Raw genomic sequence first — 20,479 nt, 5'->3', positions numbered from 1 at the left:
GATGACCATTTATAACCAGGACCAATGCCATCTCATCACCCAAATTTGCTTGCTGGCGGGCAAAATTATATTGCAAAACGGCGGCGAAACATACCGCGTCGAAGATACGATGGTACGGATTGCCGCCGCATATGGGATTGAAAGCGCACAAAGCTTCGTGACGCCGACCGGACTTATTTTCGCAATCGACGGCTCTACTCAAATGACGAAGCTCGTACGAATTTCGGAACGCAACACCAATTTGCTGAAAGTGACGCTAGTCAACGACGTGTCCAGAAAAATCAGCAACGGCGATTTGCCCCCCGAAGAAGCGTACAAGCTACTTCAAAATATCGACCAGAAGCCACATGCTTACCATGACGGCTACAAAGTGCTTGCGGCTGCTGTTGCCTGCGGCTGCTTCCTTATTATGTTTCAAGGAAGCTGGTCCGACTTTTTGCCGGCGGCCGTCATTGGCGGACTTGGGTTTTTATTTTTTCTTATTTTGCATCATTACGTGCCGATTAAATTTTTTGCCGAATTTGTAACCGCCATTTTTATCGGCGCTACCGCTTCTCTAGTCGTCCACTTCGGATGGGGAACCAATCTCGACAAAATTATTATCGGATCGGTGATGCCTCTAGTTCCGGGCTTGCATATTACAAATGCCGTAAGGGATCTCATGGCGGGACATCTTGTTTCCGGATTGTCCAAAGGTGCGGAAGCCTTCTTAACCGCCTTCGCCATCGGAGCCGGTATTGCGACCGTTCTTTCCTTTTATTAGAATTTGCGTAGGGGAGCATCCTAGGTTATGTACAACATTATCGATCAGCTCATTACGAGCTTTATCTCTTCCGCCTTATTCGGCTTTTTCTTTAATGTTCCCAAAAAGCTTCTGCTGCAATGCGGATTTGTCGGTATGGCAGGCTGGATCGCCTACGTCGTTGGCATCGAGCTGAAATTGGATGTAATCCCTGCCACTTTGATCGCGGCTTTTCTCATAACGGTTATTAGCCAATGGTTCGCAAAGCTGCACAAAACGCCGATTATCGTCTTTAACGTATCCGGCATTATTCCGCTCGTACCCGGCGGCATGGCATACGACGCGATGAGGCATGTTGTGGAGAACGAATACGATACTGCCGTACAGCTTGCGGTAAAAGCGTTTATGATATCCGGAGCTATTGCAATTGGTCTTGTGTTTTCGGAAGTGATCAATCAAATCATTCGCAGATCCATAAGATGAGGAGGCTTTGGTCTCATGGAAGCAGTCAACGAGAAGGTCGTTTACGAAAATCCGCTCCTGTCCATCCGTATCTTCCGAACCCAGCGGCCCCTCGGAGGCTTCACGAACTGGCATTACCACAAACAACTGGAGCTGCTCCTTGTCCTTGATGGCCGGCTTGACGTTTATTTGGAAGACGAAAGCTTCTTTATGGAAGCCGGCGATCTTCTTCTAATCGGAGATTCAGAGCTGCACCGCGACCGAAGCAGCGGCCACTTGGACTATATCGTTTTGCAATTTGACCTGGACCCGTTTTTCGATCAAAGCTCCATTCCTTACATGCGCTACTTTTCGGAAACGAGACTGCCGCTTAGCAAAACCAACTACATCTATACCGAAAATGAAGCCGTCAAAGCCCGGACGACGGAATGTATTCATACAATATTGGATGAAGCTTCCCGCAAGGAGACAGGCTACGAGCTGGCCGTCAGCATTTTGATCAAACAAATTTTGCTTCATTTGCTTAGAGGGGACACTCGCAACATGCTCAAGGAGCAGGACAACTTTGATCAAATACGGCTCAAGCCTGTCCTGGATTATGTGGAAAATCATTTGGCCGATCGGATTCAAGTTGAGGAAGTTTGCAAAATCGCCAATATGAGCTACTATTACTTCGTTAAATTTTTCAAAAAAACGATTGGCCTTTCGTTCACGGAATACGTCAATTACCGCAAAGTAAAGTGGGCCGAGCGACTGCTTTTGACTAAGGATTTAAGCATCTCCGAGGTCGGGGAGCGGATCGGCATGCCGAACATGGCTCATTTTTATAAAATGTTCAAAAAATACAATGATTGCTCGCCTAAGCAATTTCAGCGTAAAATGCTGGCTTGGCAAAAGCCATAATCCGCCCGCCGGATGAAAAAAAGCTCGCAGTCCTAAACTTTAGGACTTGCGAGCTTTTTTGGCCTAACCAGCTTATAGCCTACGCCTCTAATGGATTCGATTTGGACGGATTGCTGGCCTAGCTCCAGCTTCTTGCGCAGCGAGCTGACGTGAACGTCAACGGTGCGCTGACCGCCGATATAATCAAATCCCCAAACGACGTTCATCAGATCGTCGCGTGTAATGACCATGCCTGGGCGCTGCACCAAATAAAGCAGCACTTCGAACTCCTTCGGACGAAGCGGAATCGGTTCCCCGCCTACCACCACTTCGTATTTCTCTGGGTAGATGGACAATTCTCCTACCGCAATCACTTTTTCGTTCGAAACGACCGGCTGAATATCCTCCAGCTGAGTCCGTCTAAGAACGGCGGATACGCGGGCAAGCAGCTCCGCAACGCCAAACGGTTTTGTAATATAGTCGTCCGCTCCATGCTTCAGCCCTTGAACGACTTCTTCCTCCGCATTACGTGCGGTCAAAATAATGACCGGCGTACGAACCCCATTTTGCCGCAGTCGGTTCAGCACTTCAAAGCCGTTCAGCCCCGGCAGCATAATATCCAATATAATAAGGTCGAAGCTCCGCTGCAACGCCGCCTGCAATCCGTCGCCGCCATGGTCGATTACGGTCGTTTCGTACCCCTCTTGCGTCAAATTGTACGACAGAAGCCTCGCCAGCGTCGGTTCGTCTTCGATAACCAGCACTTTATAAGACATAATGACCTCCAGCCTTCAGGATGCCGTGCATCCCTGTATGTGATTCTTATCAAATGTCAACTCTAGTTTAACACGCTTTTGCGAAGAATAGGTAAACCAATTTTATACCGCTCGCCGGAATTATTGCAAAATAGGCAGCTCTATCGTAAAAGTCGTTCCGACTCCTACCGTGCTGTTTACCGACAACGTCCCTTTATGCAGCTCCACCAAATGTTTCACAATTGACAAACCAAGCCCCGTCCCGCCTGAGCTTCGCGAACGCGCCTTGTCCACCCGGTAAAACCTTTCGAAGATGCGCGGCAAATCTTTTTTCGGAATGCCGATCCCGGTATCGCTAATTGTAATTCGGATATGATCCTGATCGGATGCGTGAATCGCTACCGTCACCCTGCCGCCTTCCGGCGTATAGTTGATGCCGTTCGAAAGCAAGTTGACCACAATTTGCCGCAGCCTGTCCTCGTCCGCCTCTACGTACAGACCGGACTCCGTTTGCCGGATAAGCTGGATCCCCCTCCGCTGCGCTTCCGACTCCAGCAGAGTAAACGTTTTGGCCATAAATCCTTCCAGCTCAACAGGTGAAAAATAAAGGGGCACACGGCGCGATTCGATTTTGGACAGCTCCAAAATATCGCCGATCAACCGGTTTAGCCGCTCGCTTTCGTCAAAAATAATTTGCAGAAACGATCTTGTCGTCTCCTCGTCTTTGACGGCTCCACCAAGCAGAGTCTCCGCAAACCCTTTAACGGCTGCGATGGGAGTTTTCAGCTCATGCGAAACGTTCGCAACAAACTCGCTTCTCATCCGCTCCAGCCTCCGAATGGCAGATACGTCTTGAAGGACGAGCAGCACTCCGCCAAACTCGCCCGGACCGCTTTGGCTAATGGGAACTAAATTAAGCTCCAGCAGACGCTCCTCCGGAAAATAAAACGTAATCTCTTCCCGCAAATGTTTTCTCGTGTCGAGAGCCTCCTGAATAATTTGCGCCAGCTCATATTGCTGCTTGGCCTCGGCAAAATGCCTCCCGACAAGCTCTTTCGCCGAAAAACCAAGCACCTCCTCGGCGCGGCGGTTCATGAGCAAAATTTGCCCTTTTGCGTCAATCATGACGACTCCGTTAATCATGTTGGCGAGGACGCTTTCGAGCTGGCTTTCATTTTGTTTGATGCGAGTCATTTGCACCTGCAAGCTGTCGGCCATCGCATTGATCGCTGTGCCGAGCTCGCCAATTTCGTCCTGCTTGCGCACTTTTACCCGTGCCGTATAATCCATATTTTTAATCCGTTTTGCGACTTTCGTAATTTGTTCAAGCGGGCGAGTAAGCCCAAGCGCAATACGGTAGCTGATCATCGCCGCAATAACAAATAAGATGAGCAAGCCGATAATAAGCACCATCGTCAGCTTGCCTATGCTCTGATCCACTTCAACTAAGCTCATCGCCAGCCGAATCACATAGGGATCGCTGCCCGGAATGACTTTGACGGGAATAGCGACATAAATCATACTTTGATCCATCGTTTCGCTCGCCCTAACGGCCCGGCCGACTCCTTTGTCGAACGCATCCTGCACTTCGGCCCTCGTCAAATGGTTGTCCATTTCGTGCGCGTCGTAATCGGAGTCGCCAATAACCACGCCGTCACTGCGAATAAACGTAACGCGGGCGGCCGTAAACGTCTTTAGCTCCTTAGCTTCCTTCGTATAAAACGGGATCAGCTCTTCGAGTTCCCCGGAACGCCAGTCCAATTTGGCCGCCATAAACTGCATCTGGCTCACCATATTGTCTTCCAGCAGACTAATATGATTTTCTTTAAACGTCTGAATCATAAAGAGGCCGGCGGCCGTCACCGAACCGGCTATCATCACGATCAATATAAATGTAAGTCTTGCGCGAAAACTGTTCAACTCGCTCACTCCTTTATCGCTGCCAGGCATTCGGCCGTTGTCTAAATGCTCTCCGTTTATGCTACATGGGAGCTGCCGCTTGCGCTAGTCTTTCCTTTGTAAAGTTTTTGTAAAACATAATGGTGAACCGTAGCAAGCGGCTGCTGGATCAAAATCGAGAGAACGACGGGCACAGCAGCCAGCGGACTGAAATAACCAAGCGCCAGCACGATGCCAAGTGATATATTTCTCATCCCTGTTGCGTAAGAAACGGTTATTTGAATCTCCCGGTTTCTAAGCGCCGCTGTAGCGGCAAATCCGAGCGCATAACAAAAACCTACAAGAATAACGACGACAGGCACAAGGATCGCCATATCCTGTTTCAGCTCGTCCAGATGCGGGGCAATCGCCGCCGCGTTAAGCGACACCACTCCGACAAAACAAAGCTTTGAAATTGGAGCCGCTACCGGCTTCACACGTTCTTGCAGCGTCCCCCGCGACCATTCGTTAAGCGCCACTCCAATTACGGTGGGGATGACGATAAGCAGCGTCATATCCAGCATAAGAGGCCCCGCCTCCACTTGCACGGCAGCATCAAAAAAGAGATGGATAGAGGCCGGCACGACTAGCGGACTAAGCAGCGAATCCAGCACAACAAGCGCCAGCATAAGCGGAACGCTTCCTCCAGACATGCTAACCCACAAAACGGTAGACACACCTAATGGGATAATTGTAAACAGAACAAGGCCAATGACATAAGGAGAATCCGCGCCAAAAAAGGCCGTTCCAAGCCCATAAGCGACAAGCGGAGAAAGAAGATGAGCAGCGCCTAGCGTGAGCAGCATAATGCCAGGCCGTTTCATGACCGTATTGATTTGCTTCATTCCGCAGCCAATGGCCATCGTTAGCGTCACAAAGGCGAACAAATACGGCACGGCACCCACCATCGGCTGCAAAACCGAAGCAAACAGAAAGCCGAGCACAAGCGAACTCGGAATAATAAGAAACATCCATTTTTCAAAATGCCGATTAAAAGCAAGCCCTAACTCCCGCATCCCGTACCCCTCATTTATGCACTCTGCATGATATAGTCTGAAAGATGAATACGCCTTATAATAGCATAGACAGCGTGTCGGTAGAACCATTCATAATAAAGGGACAGGAGTGAACGATAAGAAGATGAAAAACAGCCGATTTACAAACGGTATTATTGCGATGCAATACGTGTCCCGCTGGAAAGAATATTCGCCGCGATACAAGGACAATGCCGCAAGCCATAGCTTCCGGTGCGCCTCCATTGCGATTCTTGCCGGCATCGTCGAAGAAAGCATGTTTGGGCGCAAGCTGGATAAGCTCTCCCTTGTGGCAAGAGCGCTGCTGCACGATATGAACGAAACGGTTACCGGCTCCATCAAATATATAACGAAAAAAGACAAGCATGTAGAAGGCCATATTCAAAAGCTGGAAGTCGAAGTCAGCAAAGAAATCGTGTCCCATCTGTCCCGGTCGCTTCAGCCTCGCTTCTACGATTTTATCGTCAATGCCGAAGACGATACTTATACCGGACAGCTTGTTCGGGGAATCGACTCCTTTGACGCCATGTTGTTTTGCAAGCGGGAGTATGATCTGGATTCCAGCCCTATCTTTAAAGCGATCTACGACGAGCTGCGTTCCGAGCTTTCCGTCTCCCCGTGCTCTTCCATCGTTTGGCTGCTGGAACAAGCGGAGTCGGACGAAGGCATCCGCCAATTTCTCCATCACATACTGAATTTGGATTTGATCGAGCGCTGGGGCGGCAATTTCAACCTTGTTCCCGACAACGACGCCACACATTCCTTCCGGGTAGCTGCGATGTCCCTCTTCAACGGCCTGCTTGAAACGGAACGGTTCGGCCGGAGCGGTATCGACCTATACCGACTGCTTGGCAAGTCGCTCTTGCATGATGTTGTAGAAGGAGTAAGCGGAGACGTCGCTTCGCCCATCAAAAAGTTTTCCCCCGCCATTCGCCAGGCGTTCGAGCAATATGAAAGCGAAGTTGCTAAAGGAATGGTGTTGATGCTTCCTGAATTTTTCCATGAGGAGCTAACCGATTTCCTAGTCCATTCCAAAAACGATACCTATGAAGGACAATTGGTTGACATTGCCGACAAAATTGACGCTTTGATCAAAAGCAATTTGGAAATGCGCAACAACCCTCATTATGGGGACAAATATTACAAACAGCTTGTTCATATTCAGCATCATTACGAAAATCCTTGCGTCATCTTTTTCCTCGCCTACATTTTGCACGATCTCACCTACGACCACTTTGTCCGATAAAAGCTGCACTGACGATAAAAAGGCTGCCCCACAGCAACGATGCCGTGGGGCAGCCTTATTCCTATAAGTGCCAATTACAGTGTTGCGCTCCAGCCAAACGGATAAGCAGGAGAAATTTCTAGAGGCAGCGTGCCGGTCGGCTTCAAATCGCCAAGCAGTACTTTCGCAGCTGCCGACAAAGCGAGCGGTCTGCACTCGTAAGCGGCCAAATATGCGTTTACTTCAGGATACAGCAACAGATCGAGCGGATTGCGGACCGATACTGCAACCACGCGGTCGCCTGCCAGCTTCACCGCTTCGCGGGCAACCTCTTTTTCGATTGGATGTTTGGAAGCATCATAAGTGACGACTACGATTTGCTGGAATTGATCTAGTCCTGCAAGCACATTGTCGCTGCTCATCTTGCGCTCTACGATATTTGCGCCATATTGGGTCAAATAATCGCCAAGCGTGCCGTCGCCGGACAACATTTCGTCCGCTACCGATACCGGAACGATATCCGGCCAAAGGACAAGCGTTTTCGCTTCGCGCTTAAGCGGCAAGGAAGCTCCTTCGTTTTTAACCAGCGTAACGGAAGCTTCGCTCCACTTGCGGGCAACTGCCTTGTTGTCGGTTGTGCCGATCGCGTCTTTTACCTGATCCCAAGGCTGAATCGGCTCATCGAGCTGAAGCTTTTCCTTCAGGCGCATAACTCGGCCCAAAGCTTCATCAATGCGCGCTTCCGACAGTTCGCCGTTCTCCACAGCAGCTGCTACCGCTTCAAGCGCGGCTAGTTGCTTTTCATACCTGTGGCTGACGAGCACCATGTCCGCTCCCGCTTTTAGAGCTTTTATCGATCCTTGCTCCGGACCGTAAAACTCGTCAATCGCGCTCATCTCCAGGCAATCCGTCACCACAACGCCGTCATAACCCAACTCGTTGCGAAGCAGGCCTGTCAGCACGTTTTCGGATAACGTCGAAGGTACGCCGCTCGGCTCGATAGCCGGCAAGCATACATGAGCCGTCATAATGCAATCCGTACCCGCCTCAATTGCGGCGCGGAACGGAAGCAGCTCGATCGCGTCAAGACGCTCGCGGCTGTGCGGCAGCACAGGAAGCGCGTGATGGGAGTCGACGGACGTATCGCCGTGTCCCGGGAAATGTTTGACCGTCGCCGCAACGCGGGCGGATTGGAATCCTTCAACCGCCGCAGCGCCCATTTCGGAAACAACGTCGGAACGGTCGCTATAGGATCTGACGTTAATGACCGGATTGTCCGGATTGTTGTTTACATCGATACAAGGCGCGTAGTTCATCGTAATGCCGAGCAGTCGCAGCTCTTCGCCGCAAATGCGGGCCGTCTCCCTTGCCCCTTCTACCGTACCCGCAGCGCCAAGCGCCATATTGCCCGGCATAAGCGTAACGCCGTCAACAATCCTTGCAACCATGCCGCCCTCTTGGTCGATCGCCACAAACATTGGCGGTCTTCCAGCTTCCTTCGTCAGCGCCTGAAGCTCGCTCGACAAACCGTGAATTTGCTCCGCGTCCTTTACGTTGCGAGTAAAATAAATAGTGCCGCCAATGCCGTACGTCTTGATCAACTCTTTGAAGTTTTGCGGCGGCTCATAGCCGCTAAAGCCAAATACAAACAATTGTCCAATCTTCTCTTTAAGCGTCCAGCTTTTCCAATTAACGTTTGAAGCCATGTTCAAGTAATCCTCCCACATTGTGTAATCCGCTTAATTTTTTCCTTCTAGAGCATCGTCGGTTCCGGTTCCCGCCTCTTTCATCGGCAATTGGTGCTTGCTGCGATAATCGGTAGGGTTGTCACCCGTATATTTCATAAACACTTTCGTGAAATATCTGCGCTCCGCGTAACCCACTTCCTTGGCGATTTGGGCAACGCTTTTTTGAGATTCCGCCAGCATGCTCTTAGCCCGCTCCATCCGTTGTCTCGTTACATATTCAATGAACGTTTCACCGTACGTTTGTTTAAATAAAAGACTAAAATAGGATGTGCTGAGCCCGACATGAGTAGCTGCTTCTTCTACGCTTAAATCGCGATAAAGGTTGCGGTCGAGAAACGATTTTGCCTCCGCCATCGAGTTTTCGGACTGCTTCTTTTTGTCCATTGATCTTTCGGAAACGGCATTGGTCACTTGGCGGATAAAAGCAAGCAAATCTTTAATGCCAAAGCGACGGTCCAGTCTCCGCCAAAGAAGCTCCTCCTGCTCGCGCGAGAACACCGACATTTCTTTCATTTCCCGCATCAGATGAAGCACGAAAAAATGAAGAAGAGGTTTTACTTTGGAACCGCTTTGCTCGTTCAGCAGCTGAAGCTGCTTCGATATATTTTCTACCTCGTAGTCGACCGCCACGGTATCTCCCCGTTTTACCGCGCTGATCATTTTTTCAGCTGTCACCCAAAACGCTTGATCCGCGCTTGTTGACTTTTGCTGATCCGAGGGATAGAACGTAATTTGGTCGTGGACGGGAGTAAGCTGCATTCCCATTTGCACAAGCTTGAAAGCGTCCGACAGTTCGCCCACCCCCGCATATTGCCTATAGATGCCGGCATTCAGCGAAAGCTTGACATGATTGCGAACGGCCGTGAGCAGCATTTCCGCCCAGCTTTGGATCATATCCCCGTTAAAAGCGGCTTGTTTGTCCGTTTCAATCAAAACGCACCATTCGCCGTCTCGGGTTTGAATGACCGCATGATGCAAGCCGTTGTTTTGCAGCTTCTCGCGGAGAACGTTGCAAACCGCAAAATTCCACAGTTTGCGCTCTTTGTCCGACCAGTCCCTCCAGTCCTTCGTTTTCTCGGAGCTAACGTCGAGATCGAGCACAATCATTACAAATTGCTTCAGCCTAAGCTGCTGCTCGTCTCCTGAAAACAGCCAGTGGCTGCCCGCTAAATCCGTATAGTCCATAATAATATCATACAATATTTTCTCGCTGGCTAGATCAATCATTTTTCCTAGCTTTTGCTGTTCCTCAAAAAGCTGCTTTTGCTTGTTCCGCTGAGTGGACATTATGCGGGCAATGACGCCGGTCAGCTCATCGTACGGAATCGGCTTCAGCACATAATCGTTGACTCCGTATTGGATCGCAGCCCGGGTATAAGTAAAGTCCTGATAACCGGACAGCATGATGATATCGCAAGGAATCTCTCTTTCCCGAATTTGCCTGACAAGCTCAAGTCCGTCCATGACGGGCATCCGAATGTCGCATAGCAGCAAGTTTATTGAATCCTGCTCCATCAGCTCAAGCGCCTCAACGCCGTTTTTGGCAACGCCTGCAACGGTTAAGCCCAGCATTTCCCACGGAATCACTTTTTCCAAGTTTCTTGTGATATGCGCCTCGTCGTCCACCAGCAGCACTCTGCCTATCATAGCCCTTCACCTCTGCTTTTCGGTATTACGCATCTAATGGATGTTCCATAATTTTCTGAACTGCAAATCATCATGCCAAAGCCCGGACCATAATGAATGCGCAGACGGTCGGCCACATTGCGAATGCCAAGCCCTCTCCGCTCGCCCATCTGGGCTTCGTCATGTTTTTTTCTAGAGGGACTGTAGCCTTCCGCCAGCTTGTGAAGAACGTCGCGGCTCATTCCGATTCCGTTGTCGCTCACCATAATGACCAGTTGATGAGGCTCAACCGTCACTTCTATTTTAATGATTCCTTGTCCGTCGTCAAAGCCGTCAAACCCGTGTTGAATGCTGTTTTCGACAAGCGGCTGAAGCGTAAGTTTCAAAATCGTATAATCAAATGCTTCTTCCGGAACGATCAGCTCATAGGTAAACAGCTCTTCGAATCTGTACTTTTGGATTTCCAAATAGCTTCTGACATGCTCCACTTCCTGCATGATGCTGATTTCCTCGGAATGATGCATGCTTGTGCGAAGCAAATTGCTAAGCCTTCTCACCATCAGCATAATTTTGGCGCCTTCGTTTTGCGCGGCGAGCGCATTGATCGACTCCAGCGTGTTGAAGAGAAAATGCGGTTTGATCTGAGCTTGCATAAGCATCATTTCCGCATGCTGCTTGCGCTCCTGCTCCGTCCGCACCTCGCTGAGCAAATCGCCGATCCGCTCCACCATGCTGTTGAAGCTGTTGGCTAGCAGCACCGTCTCGTCTTTGCCTTGGGCCGTCACCCGAATATCGAGCAGCCCCTGCTCCACCAGTCTCATTTTGCGGACGACCTTAATGATAGATTTCGCTACACGGTTCACAAAAAAGACATTGAACAAAACGGCAGAAATGAGTCCAATTACCGTAATCATGCCTATCCACTGGACAAATCGAATGTTTTCGTTCGTCAAAGAGTTCCAAGATTGAACCGACAGCAAAATCCAGCCGTTGCGGTCGAGCTGGTAAGAGGAGACGAGGCTGTCTACTCCGTCAAAGTCCATTCTTGCGCTTTCATAATCTTTGGTCAGCTGCGGCATCGAATTCGTGTACAGATCGATGCTGTTTCCGTCATAGCGCTTGTTGCTGTCCAGCATGACCAGCCCTTCGCTATTCAATATAAAATAGCGCGCTCCCTGTGATTCCGATTCCGGGTTTTGGAACGCTTTCAGCATGCTGATAACTTCTTCCGTCTTAAATTGGGTAACCATAATGCCCAAATCGTTAAAGGACTCCAGCTCCTTCACGACCCTCATCATCGTAAAAAGAGGCGGTTCCACGCCCGTTAAATCCCGCTGCTCATGCGGACCTATCCAAAGCGGCCTGCCTCCGAGCTTGATCACTTCGTCGTACAGCGATTGCCGCTGCAAATCGGCAAACGAGATCGGACGAAACGTCGTCGGATCGTTCCGGTTGGAACGGAACATCGTCCCGTCCCTAGCATAAAGAACGACAAAGCTGACAGCCGGATGTTGAAACAAAATCCGGCTCATCTCTTTTTCCGCTTGGTTAATTTGAATCAATGTAATGGGATCGTCAAACGGCAATTCGCTCTTCCGCAACGTATCTTGCACTTCGGAGCTAATTACGTTCCCATTGGAGAGCTGGTCCAGCTCTCGAAAAAAATAGGATATATTTCCGCCAATCGCTTTCAGCGTAATTTCCGTCTGCTCGCTATATTTTTTTTCCAAAAGCGTTTCGGAATTTACAAAAGAGAAGATGCCAAGACCGATCATCGGAATGATGATGAGCGATATAAAGGCAAGCATCAGCTTGGGCCGTAAATTCATTAAGCTTTGCCTCCTAATTGCTGTCCTGCGCCGAAGTAGACCCCAGTCCCGCCGATTTGACTCCCGCGGAATTCGCTTTGTCTTGGGCCGCTTGTATTTTCTTCGCCACCTTCTCCGGCGTGCTCAGATTGCCGATTAGCTCCTGCAAGCCCACTCCTATTTCACCTGTTACGGAAGGCTGGACGATGGCGTCGAAGGCTGGCCATGAGCTGGACGCTTGCGCCATTACCGTCAGCACTTCGGTCATAAGCGGGTCGATGTCCGACAAGTCGGATAGTTTCATGGAAGGGAGAAGCTTGTCCTCAATAAGCGACCGCTTCTGAACCTCTTCGTTAAAGAAGTTGGAAATGAACTCCTTGACCACTACCACTTGTTCATCGGTCAAATTGGAGGAGAAGCCGATACCGTTTGAGTAGGATGCGTTAATCGAACGCTGGTCGCCTTTGCCCCCCGGAATGGAAGGAAACGCAAAAAAGCCGATTTGACCTTTAAGACCGCCTGCGTCCATGCTCGTAAAATGGTTGGCGTCCCAAGTGCCCGTATAGACCATCGCCGCTTGCCCTCTTAGAAGCTGCAAGCTATGGGCGGAATCCTCAAGGCCAAGCGCGCCTCTTGTAAAATAATCCTTGCTGACGATCTCGGAATAGGCTTTGAATCCTTGGACAAATTCCGCATCCGTCCATTTGGTCTCGCCCGTGACAAGTTTGTTGAACGCATCGATGCCAACGTATCTCTCCATGATGGTATTCCACATCATGCCTGTCACCCAAGCGTCTTTGGCCGCAAGACCAAACGGCACATAGCCCGCCTCTTTAATCCTTTGCGCCGTCGCCATCAGCTCTTCCCAAGTCGTCGGAATGGACAGCCCCAAATCTTTGAAAATTCGTTTATTGTAAAAGACGCCTTCGCTGTATCCTCCATAAGGAATACCGTACACTTTGCCGTCAATCGTAAATTCAGCTAGGCTTATAAACTTGTCGGACAAACCAAGCTCCTTCAAAATTGGCGTTAAATCGAGCATGCGGTTTGCTTTGACATAAAGCTTCAAATCCGCTCCGCCAAACACTTCAAAAATGTCCGGTGGATTGCCCGCCGCCATCTCTTGCTTGAGCTTCGTATCGCGATTAACGATCTCGTCAATGCCTTCGAGCTTGATCGTTAGCCCCTTGTTTTCCGCTATTGTTTTGGCAACGACATCTTCCAGAACCCTTAGCCGGGTTTGGCTGGTTTCCTTTATTTGCGTATGACGCAGAGAAAGAATGACTTCTCTGTATTCCTTGTCCTCTTCCTCAGAGGAATTATCGGAACCAGCGCCGCAAGCAGCTGCGCTTGTCATGAAAGCAAGAAGAACAGCAATCAAGATGTAGCTTTTCTTCAACGTAGGATACCCTCCTCGCAGAGATAGGTGCCCCTCCTTGCCGTCCCTTCTATTATAGCCCGTCACGCGGGGGCGGAACGAGGCCAAAAAAACGTCAAGCAGGGGATACAATTCTATTTTTTATTGACGGAGCTTCTCCGTCACTTCACGTACTCTTGCATAGAGCGCTCGCCAATGATCGCTTGCTTCCGGGGGGCCGACAGCTTCTTCAGTACCCGCTTCTTCCCCCGCTTCCTCCTCCATGCGATCATCTCGATTATCGGATTCGCGGCCGGCTAGCTTCAGCCGGCTCGCTCTTTCACGCAAGCTTTCCTCAGCCACTCCGCGATCATCCTTTCATCCATCCGTCCCGCAGGGCGAACAATTGTTTCAGCTCATCCGTGCTTAACTCCGTAATCCAATTTTCGCTTGCGCTGACGACCTGCTCGTTAAGCGATTGCTTGCTTTCGATCATTTCGTCGATTTTCTCCTCAAGTGTGCCAAGCGTCACAAACTTGTGAACCTGGACCCGCCTCGTTTGTCCGATGCGGAACGCCCTGTCCGTCGCTTGGTTTTCCACCGCAGGATTCCACCATCTGTCGAAATGGACCACATGGTTGGCCGCAGTCAAGTTGAGACCGGTTCCGCCAGCCTTTAAAGATAAGACAAAGGCGGTACGGCTGGACTCCTCCGCTTGGAAATCGGATATCATATCATCGCGCTTAGCCTTCGGCACGCCGCCGTGCAAATACGAAACCGGGGATCCAAGCCCTTGTTCCAGCATTCGCTTCAGCCTCTCTCCCATTTCCACATATTGCGTAAAAATAAGACAGCGCTCTCCCTCCGCCGAAATTTCCTCGCACATTTCCAGCAATCTTGCCATCTTGGCCGAACGGCCCGGATCCCATGCCTCTTCTCCCGTTTCTTTCAGAAGGAGCGCGGGATGGTCGCATAATTGCTTAAGCTTGGTCAGCGTGGCGAGAATCAGTCCCCGTCTTTGCATCGTATCCAAGGAATCCAGCTTCTCCATGAGATCGGATACAATGTTTTCGTACAGGGTGCCTTGTTCGGCCGTTAACGTCATATAGCTTTTGGATTCGATTTTTTCCGGGAGTGAAAGCTGGATGAGCGGGTCCTTCTTAACTCTGCGCAGCATAAAAGGTTTGACCCATCTCTGCAAGCCGTCGATCAGTTCCTTGTCTCTCGTCCGTTCGATAGGCGCTACAACCGTTTTTCTGAAATCGTTCAGACTTCCCAAATAACCGGGATTTATAAAATCGTAAATCGACCATAACTCCGTCAGCCGATTTTCCATTGGCGTACCCGTCATCGCGATCCGGTGCCGCGCTTGAAGACGGCGAATCGCCCCGGATTGCTTCGTATATACATTTTTTATATTTTGAGCTTCGTCCAGACATAAGGCGTTCCAGTGGAGCCGCGCCAGCTCTTCCTCGTCCAATTGAGCCAAGGAATAAGAAGTAATGACGAGATCAGCGCCTTGTACCGCTTCCTCCAGCTCTTCCCCTTTAGCCCTTCTGCCTCCGTAATGAAGCACGACGTTCAGGGATGGCGCAAACTTCTTCAGCTCCTTTTCCCAGTTGCCGATTACAGAGGTGGGGCAAATGAGCAGCGCCGGCCCGCTCGGCGGCTCCTGTTCTTTGACGCAAGACAAATAGGCCATAAACTGAATCGTTTTGCCAAGCCCCATATCGTCTGCGAGTATTCCTCCCAGCCCGAAACGGCGCAAAAACAGCAGCCATGATACGCCTTGCTGTTGGTATGGACGCAGTTCGCCTTGAAACCAGGCTGGAGGATCGACAAGCGGAATGTCCGAAATATGCTGAAGCTGAGCAAGCCATGACGCTAAATGCTCGTTCAGCTCCACCTCGGCGCGAAGTCCCGATTCAATATCGTCATCGCCGATATCCATCGTCGATCCGCCTCGCAGATGCATCTCCAGCACATCCCGGAAGGACAACCCCTTCCTTTTTCCGACGCGTTTCAGCCATTGCTTAATTCCTGCCACATCCTGCGGGTCGAGGTGAACCCATTCATCGCCGATTCGGAACAGCCTGCGGTTTTGCTCCGCCAACTCCATAAATTCGGATTCGGTCAGCTGAATGTCTCCTAGCGCAAGCTTCCAATCGAATTGAATGATCTGTTCGAGCCCGAACATAGATTGCGAGTGGGAGCCGGCCGCTGACTTCATTTTCGCTTTTACACGCAGCTTTTTGCTTCGGACGGCTTCCCACCATGCTGGCAGCAGCACCGGGATTCCGGCTTCCAGCAAGGAGACGCTGCCATGTTCCAGAAACGTCCATGCCTCCTGTTCCGTCAGCGCGTCCTTAAGCGCCCCGTCCTTTGTCTCGCTCGCCAAATGAGGCAGCACGGACAGCCATTTGGCCGACTCCTTCCGAAGCTTTTCCTCCAGCAGCGGAACCCACTCTGCCGGAAGCTGCTCCAGATCGCGAGCATCGTTTAACGGCATCCAAGAACCGCCCTCCCGGCTTTGCAGCGCGGGACGAAGGCTCCACTCTTTTCCATGATCCGGCTCCATTAAACGAAGAGCAGTCCGAAACGGGAACGTATCCTTTCTGAGGCCAATGGCAATGAGCCATTCCTGTTCGTCCGCTCCTTTAAACTTAAGAGCGCCTTCTCCGCATTCCGCTCCAATCGAACTCCATAGCCGGATTGCCTGATCATCGGTCGAAAGCATTTCCTCCACTGCCGACCCGAGCCATTCCTGAACGCCTATATCGCCAGCCGCTTCCGCTTCTTGAATGAGACGTTCCCATTGCATTTGCATGTCGGAGCGGGATTCCGGAATTTCCGCCTTCCAGGCCCGCTTATGCTCCGACCAATTTCCCCAATCAGGAAAATACCAGCCGTGAATCAGCATTTGACGAATAAGCGACGCCAACTCCATTAAAGTGGACAAACGCGGCGTCCATGTCAATTGCAGCAGCCGAACCGGCATCGGCTTCGATAAATAATCGACCGCAAACAGAGGAGACAGCTTCAGAAGCGACCTGCCGCTAATCCGCTGCTCTTCCGCTTTTGCACCGTACATCGTGCCCTTATGCCATGCAAAAAGCAGGGACCGCAATTGCCCTTCGTGCAAGTCCTTGCGGTCCTTTGCGCTGAGCAGCAAGCATGGAGCTTCGCTTTCATAAGACCACGAGCCGTCTACCGTCAGTTGTCTTCCGCTTGCCAAAGTTCTCATTCGATCATTTTCCCTTTCCACAATTCTTCCTGGAACGCTCTAAGACGCAATGTTTTCGTTGTCAACTCGGACAGAAACTGCTGCCACTTGTCTGTTTCCTTTAAAGCCTTATAAATTTTCTCCAACTTCTTCAACTGTTTGACCGCCAAGCGGTATCCTTGCCTGTTTCTTGAAGCGACTGCCGCTTCAATCGACTGATGATACAGAGGCAATAAAGCGTGCGGCGCGCTTTTGGTCATCTCCTTAAGCTCTTGCGCAGAGATATCCTCCGCTTTCACTTGAACGAACATTTGGAGATCGGCCCAATCCTCAAACCGCCCTATTTTCATCCAGTGCTCGGAAAGCTCAGTATAGGAATACGGCAGCAACTCGGTCATATAGACCGTCCATATCGGCTGCTCGGGCTTTCCTTCATCCGCTTTGCGGCATAGCGCCATAAAAGGCCCGATATTGCGCCCGTTACGAATCGCATAAACCTTCTCATATATAAAAGCCATCCACTTCTCCGCTTTATCCCACTCTTGTTCCTGCATTCGGGCTTCTGCGCATGGATAAATCAGCCTTTGCGTCTTCTCAAAAGAAGCTAGCGTGAAATAATCAATAGAACGGTCGTCATCTTCTATAAAGAAACACAACATGCCGCAGGCCGCATTCAAAAAGGAATGGTTTTGCTCCATTTCCCCAGTCGACTTAAGCGAGTTTTGCAGCTCTTGCAGCTCCAGCTCGCGCCACTTGGCGTTTGCTGCAAACTTTTTGCAAAAACGAAGGTACAACTGGCTCCAATCGAACAATGTGCGCTCTTGTCTGGCGGCATATTCTTTTGCAAATGCAATAAGCTCTCGGCTCCATATCCACTCGGCTTCGCTCATTTCGTCTGGCTCAAGCTCGTCAATGAGCGTATAGGCATGCTCCAGCCAAGGTTCCGCCATGCGGGCAAACGACAATTCATGATAGTAACGGCTGAAGCTGTCTACTGTCGTTATGGCTAGCTCCGACTGCTCCAGCACAAACATAATGGAGGTTGACCAATGAAGCCGTTGCAGCGGCTTCGGCCAGTCCCGAGACAATCCTTTTAAAGCGGAGAGCACAGGCTGAAGCGCATGAAGGGAATGTCTACACTTCCGCCAAGTTTCTCCATGTTCCTGCCTCATCCAGCTGAGCCAATTTTCCGCTGTATCGTTCTCTCCGGGATGAAGAGGGGCTTCCGGCTCTTTCCCACCACTCTCCTGCTGGAGCAGGCTGCTAGCGGCCGTAAGCCCGATCAACCGGAAATACGCTTTCTCCGCTGCTCCGGAACCTCCTTCATGCGTCTCACAAAATTGGAAAAAGACAGCCGCCATATGCTTGCAATAACCGCCGTCCGGACATGTGCACGAACTGTAGGCAAAATGCTCCGAATCCATGACAACTGAATATAGCGCTTCACCTTTGACAATTCCGGTCAGCGTGTCTTGCAAAGTAGGTTCCGCCCGGTGAACATTCCCCTGTTTGTAGTAGCTCCACCCTCGTTTAATATCCGCAATGGGGATGGATTGGCCGATTTGCCGCTCTAACGCCGCATACAGCTTATGATCAAGGTGCATGAGAAAGTTTCACCCGCTTCCCTTATTTCTTCCGTTCCAATCCATTCCTCCTATTATAGCAGAAATAACGCCATCAAGACGAAATGTTCCGCCCGATGACGTTAATGGATTTCCTGCTGCCCCATAGAAGCTGCCTATAATGGGATTCTCACATAAAAAGCGAGCCTTTCGGGCGCTTCTGCCCTGACGTATACTTCCCCTTTATATCGCTCCGCAATCGATTTGACAATCGACAGTCCAAGTCCTTGATGGCCCTTATTCTTTGTCGAATAGCCCGATTCAAAAAGCGGTCTCGCCGCCTCTTGCGCGGCACCCAAACAAGTATTGGAGATCATCATCTCCAGCGCATGATCCGTCTGGTTGACCGCAAGCTGCACATCCCGCTTGCTCTCCTCGTACTTCTGCACCTCGTCAAAAGCGTTGTCAATCAAATTGCCGAGTATTCGGTTTACATCCAGCGTCTTAGCTCCCATATCCTGCATCTGCAAGTTGTTGAAGCTGCATTCAAAATTAATTTTGTAACTTTCCGCTTGCGATATTTTCGACCTGATCAGAGCTGCAATGGCCGGATTGCCGATATTAATAATATCGTTCATAAATTTGATTTCGCCCGTCAATTCTTTTGTATAGGCAACGAGTTCCTTATGCTTGTTCAGCGCTGCCAATGAATGAATCGTCTGCACATGGTTAAGGAAATCATGGCGCTGCGCCCTGATGGAATTAAACAAGCTGTTAATCTCGTCCGTATACGTCTCTTGAGCTTCCCGCACCGCTTTATCCCTCGATTGCTTGTAATAGCGCATGGCTACAATAGCCGCCATAAGACTCGCGAAGGTCAGCATAAAAATAATGATGCCCAAATCCAAAAATTTCTGGTTCAGCTTATTTTGGATAATGCCGTAATCGGTAACGATGGAGAGAACGTAGCTGTCAAGCTGCTCGCCAAACTCGTCCGTAATGCTGATTCCCTTCTCTTCAACGAATACTGGAATAAACATCTTGTTGACATGACGGCCGTCTACCTTTTCAACAAAGGAGACCATCTCTTTCGAAGCATACGCTTTGCGAACGGATTCAACGTCGCGTTCCGATTTAATGTTGTATGTACCATACAGATGAGGGCGCTGAACGAGATGCTCCTTCGGATCGCCGTATTTGTCCTTCGACCATTTGCCATCGGGAAACGTTCTCGGGTTGAGCAAAGCGATTTCCAGCAAAGAATCGCCCCTGCGCACCAATTCGTCGATCAGCCTCTCGACGCCGGTAATTTTGTTAAACTCCTCTTGACTTGTCGTATATTCAATGTAAGGGTCGATAATATAATTGGTTGTTCCGTCGTAGTAATAGCCCCATTTGTAAATTTTATTTTTTTCCGTGGACGACACTTCGAACGGACCGCTCCAAAAATGCTCCATCTCTTGGCCGAGCCACTTGTCCTTAATTTCGCCGCCATCCAGCAGCGCATTGAAAATACGATGCCAAGGATCCCATGTTTTGGTGCTCGTGCCGGGCTGGCTTGGGTCGGACGAACGGTAAATAATAATATCGCCTTCTGCCCGCTTCATTAAACTAATGTGGGCAATGCCCAGCTTCTCGCTTAATTCGGCCAACTGCTCGTTAGTCACTTTTTCAATATCGGGATCAAGCGCATATTGCGCTGCTATGGCCGCTGCCCGCAGCTCGCGGCTGATCTGCTCCTCGTAATGCTCCGCCCCCATGCGGGATTGCTCAACGGCGCTTTCAATTTGCTGACCGAGTCTAAGCATCTCTTCTTTATGATCGTTTTCCAACGTTTGTTTGGTCAGAAAATAATAGATGGTATTGTTAATTAAGATCAACGCAATCACTATACTGATTGCTATAAGCCATATATTGCGCTGCATGTACTACCTTTTGCCCCTTTATGGTCAATTACCCGCCGCCCTGAATCCATGAATGGCATCGACTCAGGCTTAACGGGATTGCTGTCATTGTATCTTCTGCATTCGGCTGACCGCCGCTATTCATCCATTCACTCCTCTTCATCCATTATTTATGAAAAGAAATTCAGCACAATCATATCATAAAGCCCACCC

Annotated in this window: 15 protein-coding genes; 4 read left to right on the top strand and 11 right to left on the bottom strand. The window is 50.1% G+C overall.

The genetic code is table 11. From position 1 onward, the window contains the following. Nucleotide 1: 1 nt before the first annotated feature. From ACFQZE_RS00340 to ACFQZE_RS00330, 3 genes are read left to right on the top strand one after another with little or no spacing between them, the layout of a single operon-like run. Nucleotides 2-763, top strand: coding sequence for a threonine/serine exporter family protein (locus tag ACFQZE_RS00340; protein ID WP_379352468.1), 762 nt, complete (start codon nt 2-4; stop codon nt 761-763). Nucleotides 764-790: 27 nt separating this feature from the next. Continuing rightward, nucleotides 791-1,225 carry a threonine/serine exporter family protein gene (locus tag ACFQZE_RS00335; RefSeq protein WP_379352466.1) on the top strand — a complete coding sequence of 145 codons (435 nt, stop codon included), beginning with the start codon at nt 791-793 and terminating at the stop codon, nt 1,223-1,225. 15 nt (nt 1,226-1,240) lie between these two features. Next, the gene (locus ACFQZE_RS00330; RefSeq protein ID WP_379352464.1) at nt 1,241-2,107 is read left to right on the top strand and encodes a helix-turn-helix domain-containing protein; all 867 of its coding nucleotides are present in this window, start codon (nt 1,241-1,243) and stop codon (nt 2,105-2,107) included. A gap of 32 nt (nt 2,108-2,139) precedes the next feature. On the opposite strand, the gene ACFQZE_RS00325 is transcribed toward ACFQZE_RS00330, so the two are convergent. The 3 genes from ACFQZE_RS00325 to ACFQZE_RS00315 all read right to left on the bottom strand — a co-directional run bounded on the left by ACFQZE_RS00325 (nt 2,140) and on the right by ACFQZE_RS00315 (nt 5,795). Beyond that, the gene (locus ACFQZE_RS00325; protein ID WP_379352462.1) at nt 2,140-2,862 is read right to left on the bottom strand and encodes a response regulator transcription factor; all 723 of its coding nucleotides are present in this window, start codon (nt 2,860-2,862) and stop codon (nt 2,140-2,142) included. A gap of 120 nt (nt 2,863-2,982) precedes the next feature. Continuing rightward, on the bottom strand, nt 2,983-4,761 hold the full coding sequence (gene pnpS / locus ACFQZE_RS00320; protein ID WP_379352460.1) for a two-component system histidine kinase PnpS: 1,779 nt from the start codon (nt 4,759-4,761) through the stop codon (nt 2,983-2,985). A gap of 56 nt (nt 4,762-4,817) precedes the next feature. Then, nucleotides 4,818-5,795 carry a bile acid:sodium symporter family protein gene (locus tag ACFQZE_RS00315; protein ID WP_379352458.1) on the bottom strand — a complete coding sequence of 326 codons (978 nt, stop codon included), beginning with the start codon at nt 5,793-5,795 and terminating at the stop codon, nt 4,818-4,820. Nucleotides 5,796-5,919: 124 nt separating this feature from the next. Between ACFQZE_RS00315 and ACFQZE_RS00310 the strand changes: the two genes are divergently transcribed. Further along, nucleotides 5,920-7,059, top strand: a complete 1,140-nt coding sequence (locus tag ACFQZE_RS00310) for a YfbR-like 5'-deoxynucleotidase (RefSeq protein ID WP_379352456.1) — start codon at nt 5,920-5,922, stop codon at nt 7,057-7,059. A 74-nt stretch (nt 7,060-7,133) separates the two neighbouring features. Here the strand turns inward: ACFQZE_RS00310 and ACFQZE_RS00305 are convergent, their stop codons facing one another. From ACFQZE_RS00305 to ACFQZE_RS00270, 8 genes are all read right to left on the bottom strand, one after another. After that, nucleotides 7,134-8,744, bottom strand: a complete 1,611-nt coding sequence (locus ACFQZE_RS00305; protein WP_379352454.1) for a glycoside hydrolase family 3 protein — start codon at nt 8,742-8,744, stop codon at nt 7,134-7,136. Between the two features lie 33 nt (nt 8,745-8,777). Beyond that, a complete protein-coding gene (locus ACFQZE_RS00300; RefSeq protein ID WP_379352452.1) occupies nt 8,778-10,433 on the bottom strand; it encodes a response regulator transcription factor in 1,656 nt (551 codons plus the stop codon). Further along, nucleotides 10,430-12,241: a cache domain-containing sensor histidine kinase gene (locus tag ACFQZE_RS00295; protein WP_379352450.1), complete on the bottom strand. Its 1,812-nt coding sequence runs from the start codon at nt 12,239-12,241 to the stop codon at nt 10,430-10,432. The genes ACFQZE_RS00300 and ACFQZE_RS00295 overlap by 4 nt, the downstream gene beginning before the upstream one ends. 13 nt (nt 12,242-12,254) lie before the next feature. Next, complete coding sequence (locus ACFQZE_RS00290; RefSeq protein ID WP_379352448.1) at nt 12,255-13,619, bottom strand: extracellular solute-binding protein; 1,365 nt, start codon at nt 13,617-13,619, stop codon at nt 12,255-12,257. A 120-nt stretch (nt 13,620-13,739) separates the two neighbouring features. Continuing rightward, nucleotides 13,740-13,940, bottom strand: coding sequence for a hypothetical protein (locus ACFQZE_RS00285; RefSeq protein WP_379352446.1), 201 nt, complete (start codon nt 13,938-13,940; stop codon nt 13,740-13,742). A gap of 7 nt (nt 13,941-13,947) precedes the next feature. Further along, nucleotides 13,948-16,821 (bottom strand): DEAD/DEAH box helicase, encoded by a 2,874-nt coding sequence (locus tag ACFQZE_RS00280; RefSeq protein ID WP_379352444.1) that lies wholly within the window; start codon nt 16,819-16,821, stop codon nt 13,948-13,950. Next, nucleotides 16,818-18,404 (bottom strand): SWIM zinc finger family protein, encoded by a 1,587-nt coding sequence (locus tag ACFQZE_RS00275; RefSeq protein WP_379352442.1) that lies wholly within the window; start codon nt 18,402-18,404, stop codon nt 16,818-16,820. The genes ACFQZE_RS00280 and ACFQZE_RS00275 overlap by 4 nt, the downstream gene beginning before the upstream one ends. Nucleotides 18,405-18,538: 134 nt before the next feature. Then, nucleotides 18,539-20,287, bottom strand: a complete 1,749-nt coding sequence (locus ACFQZE_RS00270) for a sensor histidine kinase (RefSeq protein ID WP_379352440.1) — start codon at nt 20,285-20,287, stop codon at nt 18,539-18,541. Nucleotides 20,288-20,479: the final 192 nt, after the last annotated feature.

It is taken from the genome of Paenibacillus sp. GCM10027627, assembly GCF_042675505.1.
In the GTDB taxonomy this organism is placed as follows: domain Bacteria; phylum Bacillota; class Bacilli; order Paenibacillales; family Paenibacillaceae; genus Pristimantibacillus.
Note: the sequence above shows the minus strand (reverse complement) of the source record. Positions and strands in the feature narration are given on the sequence as shown.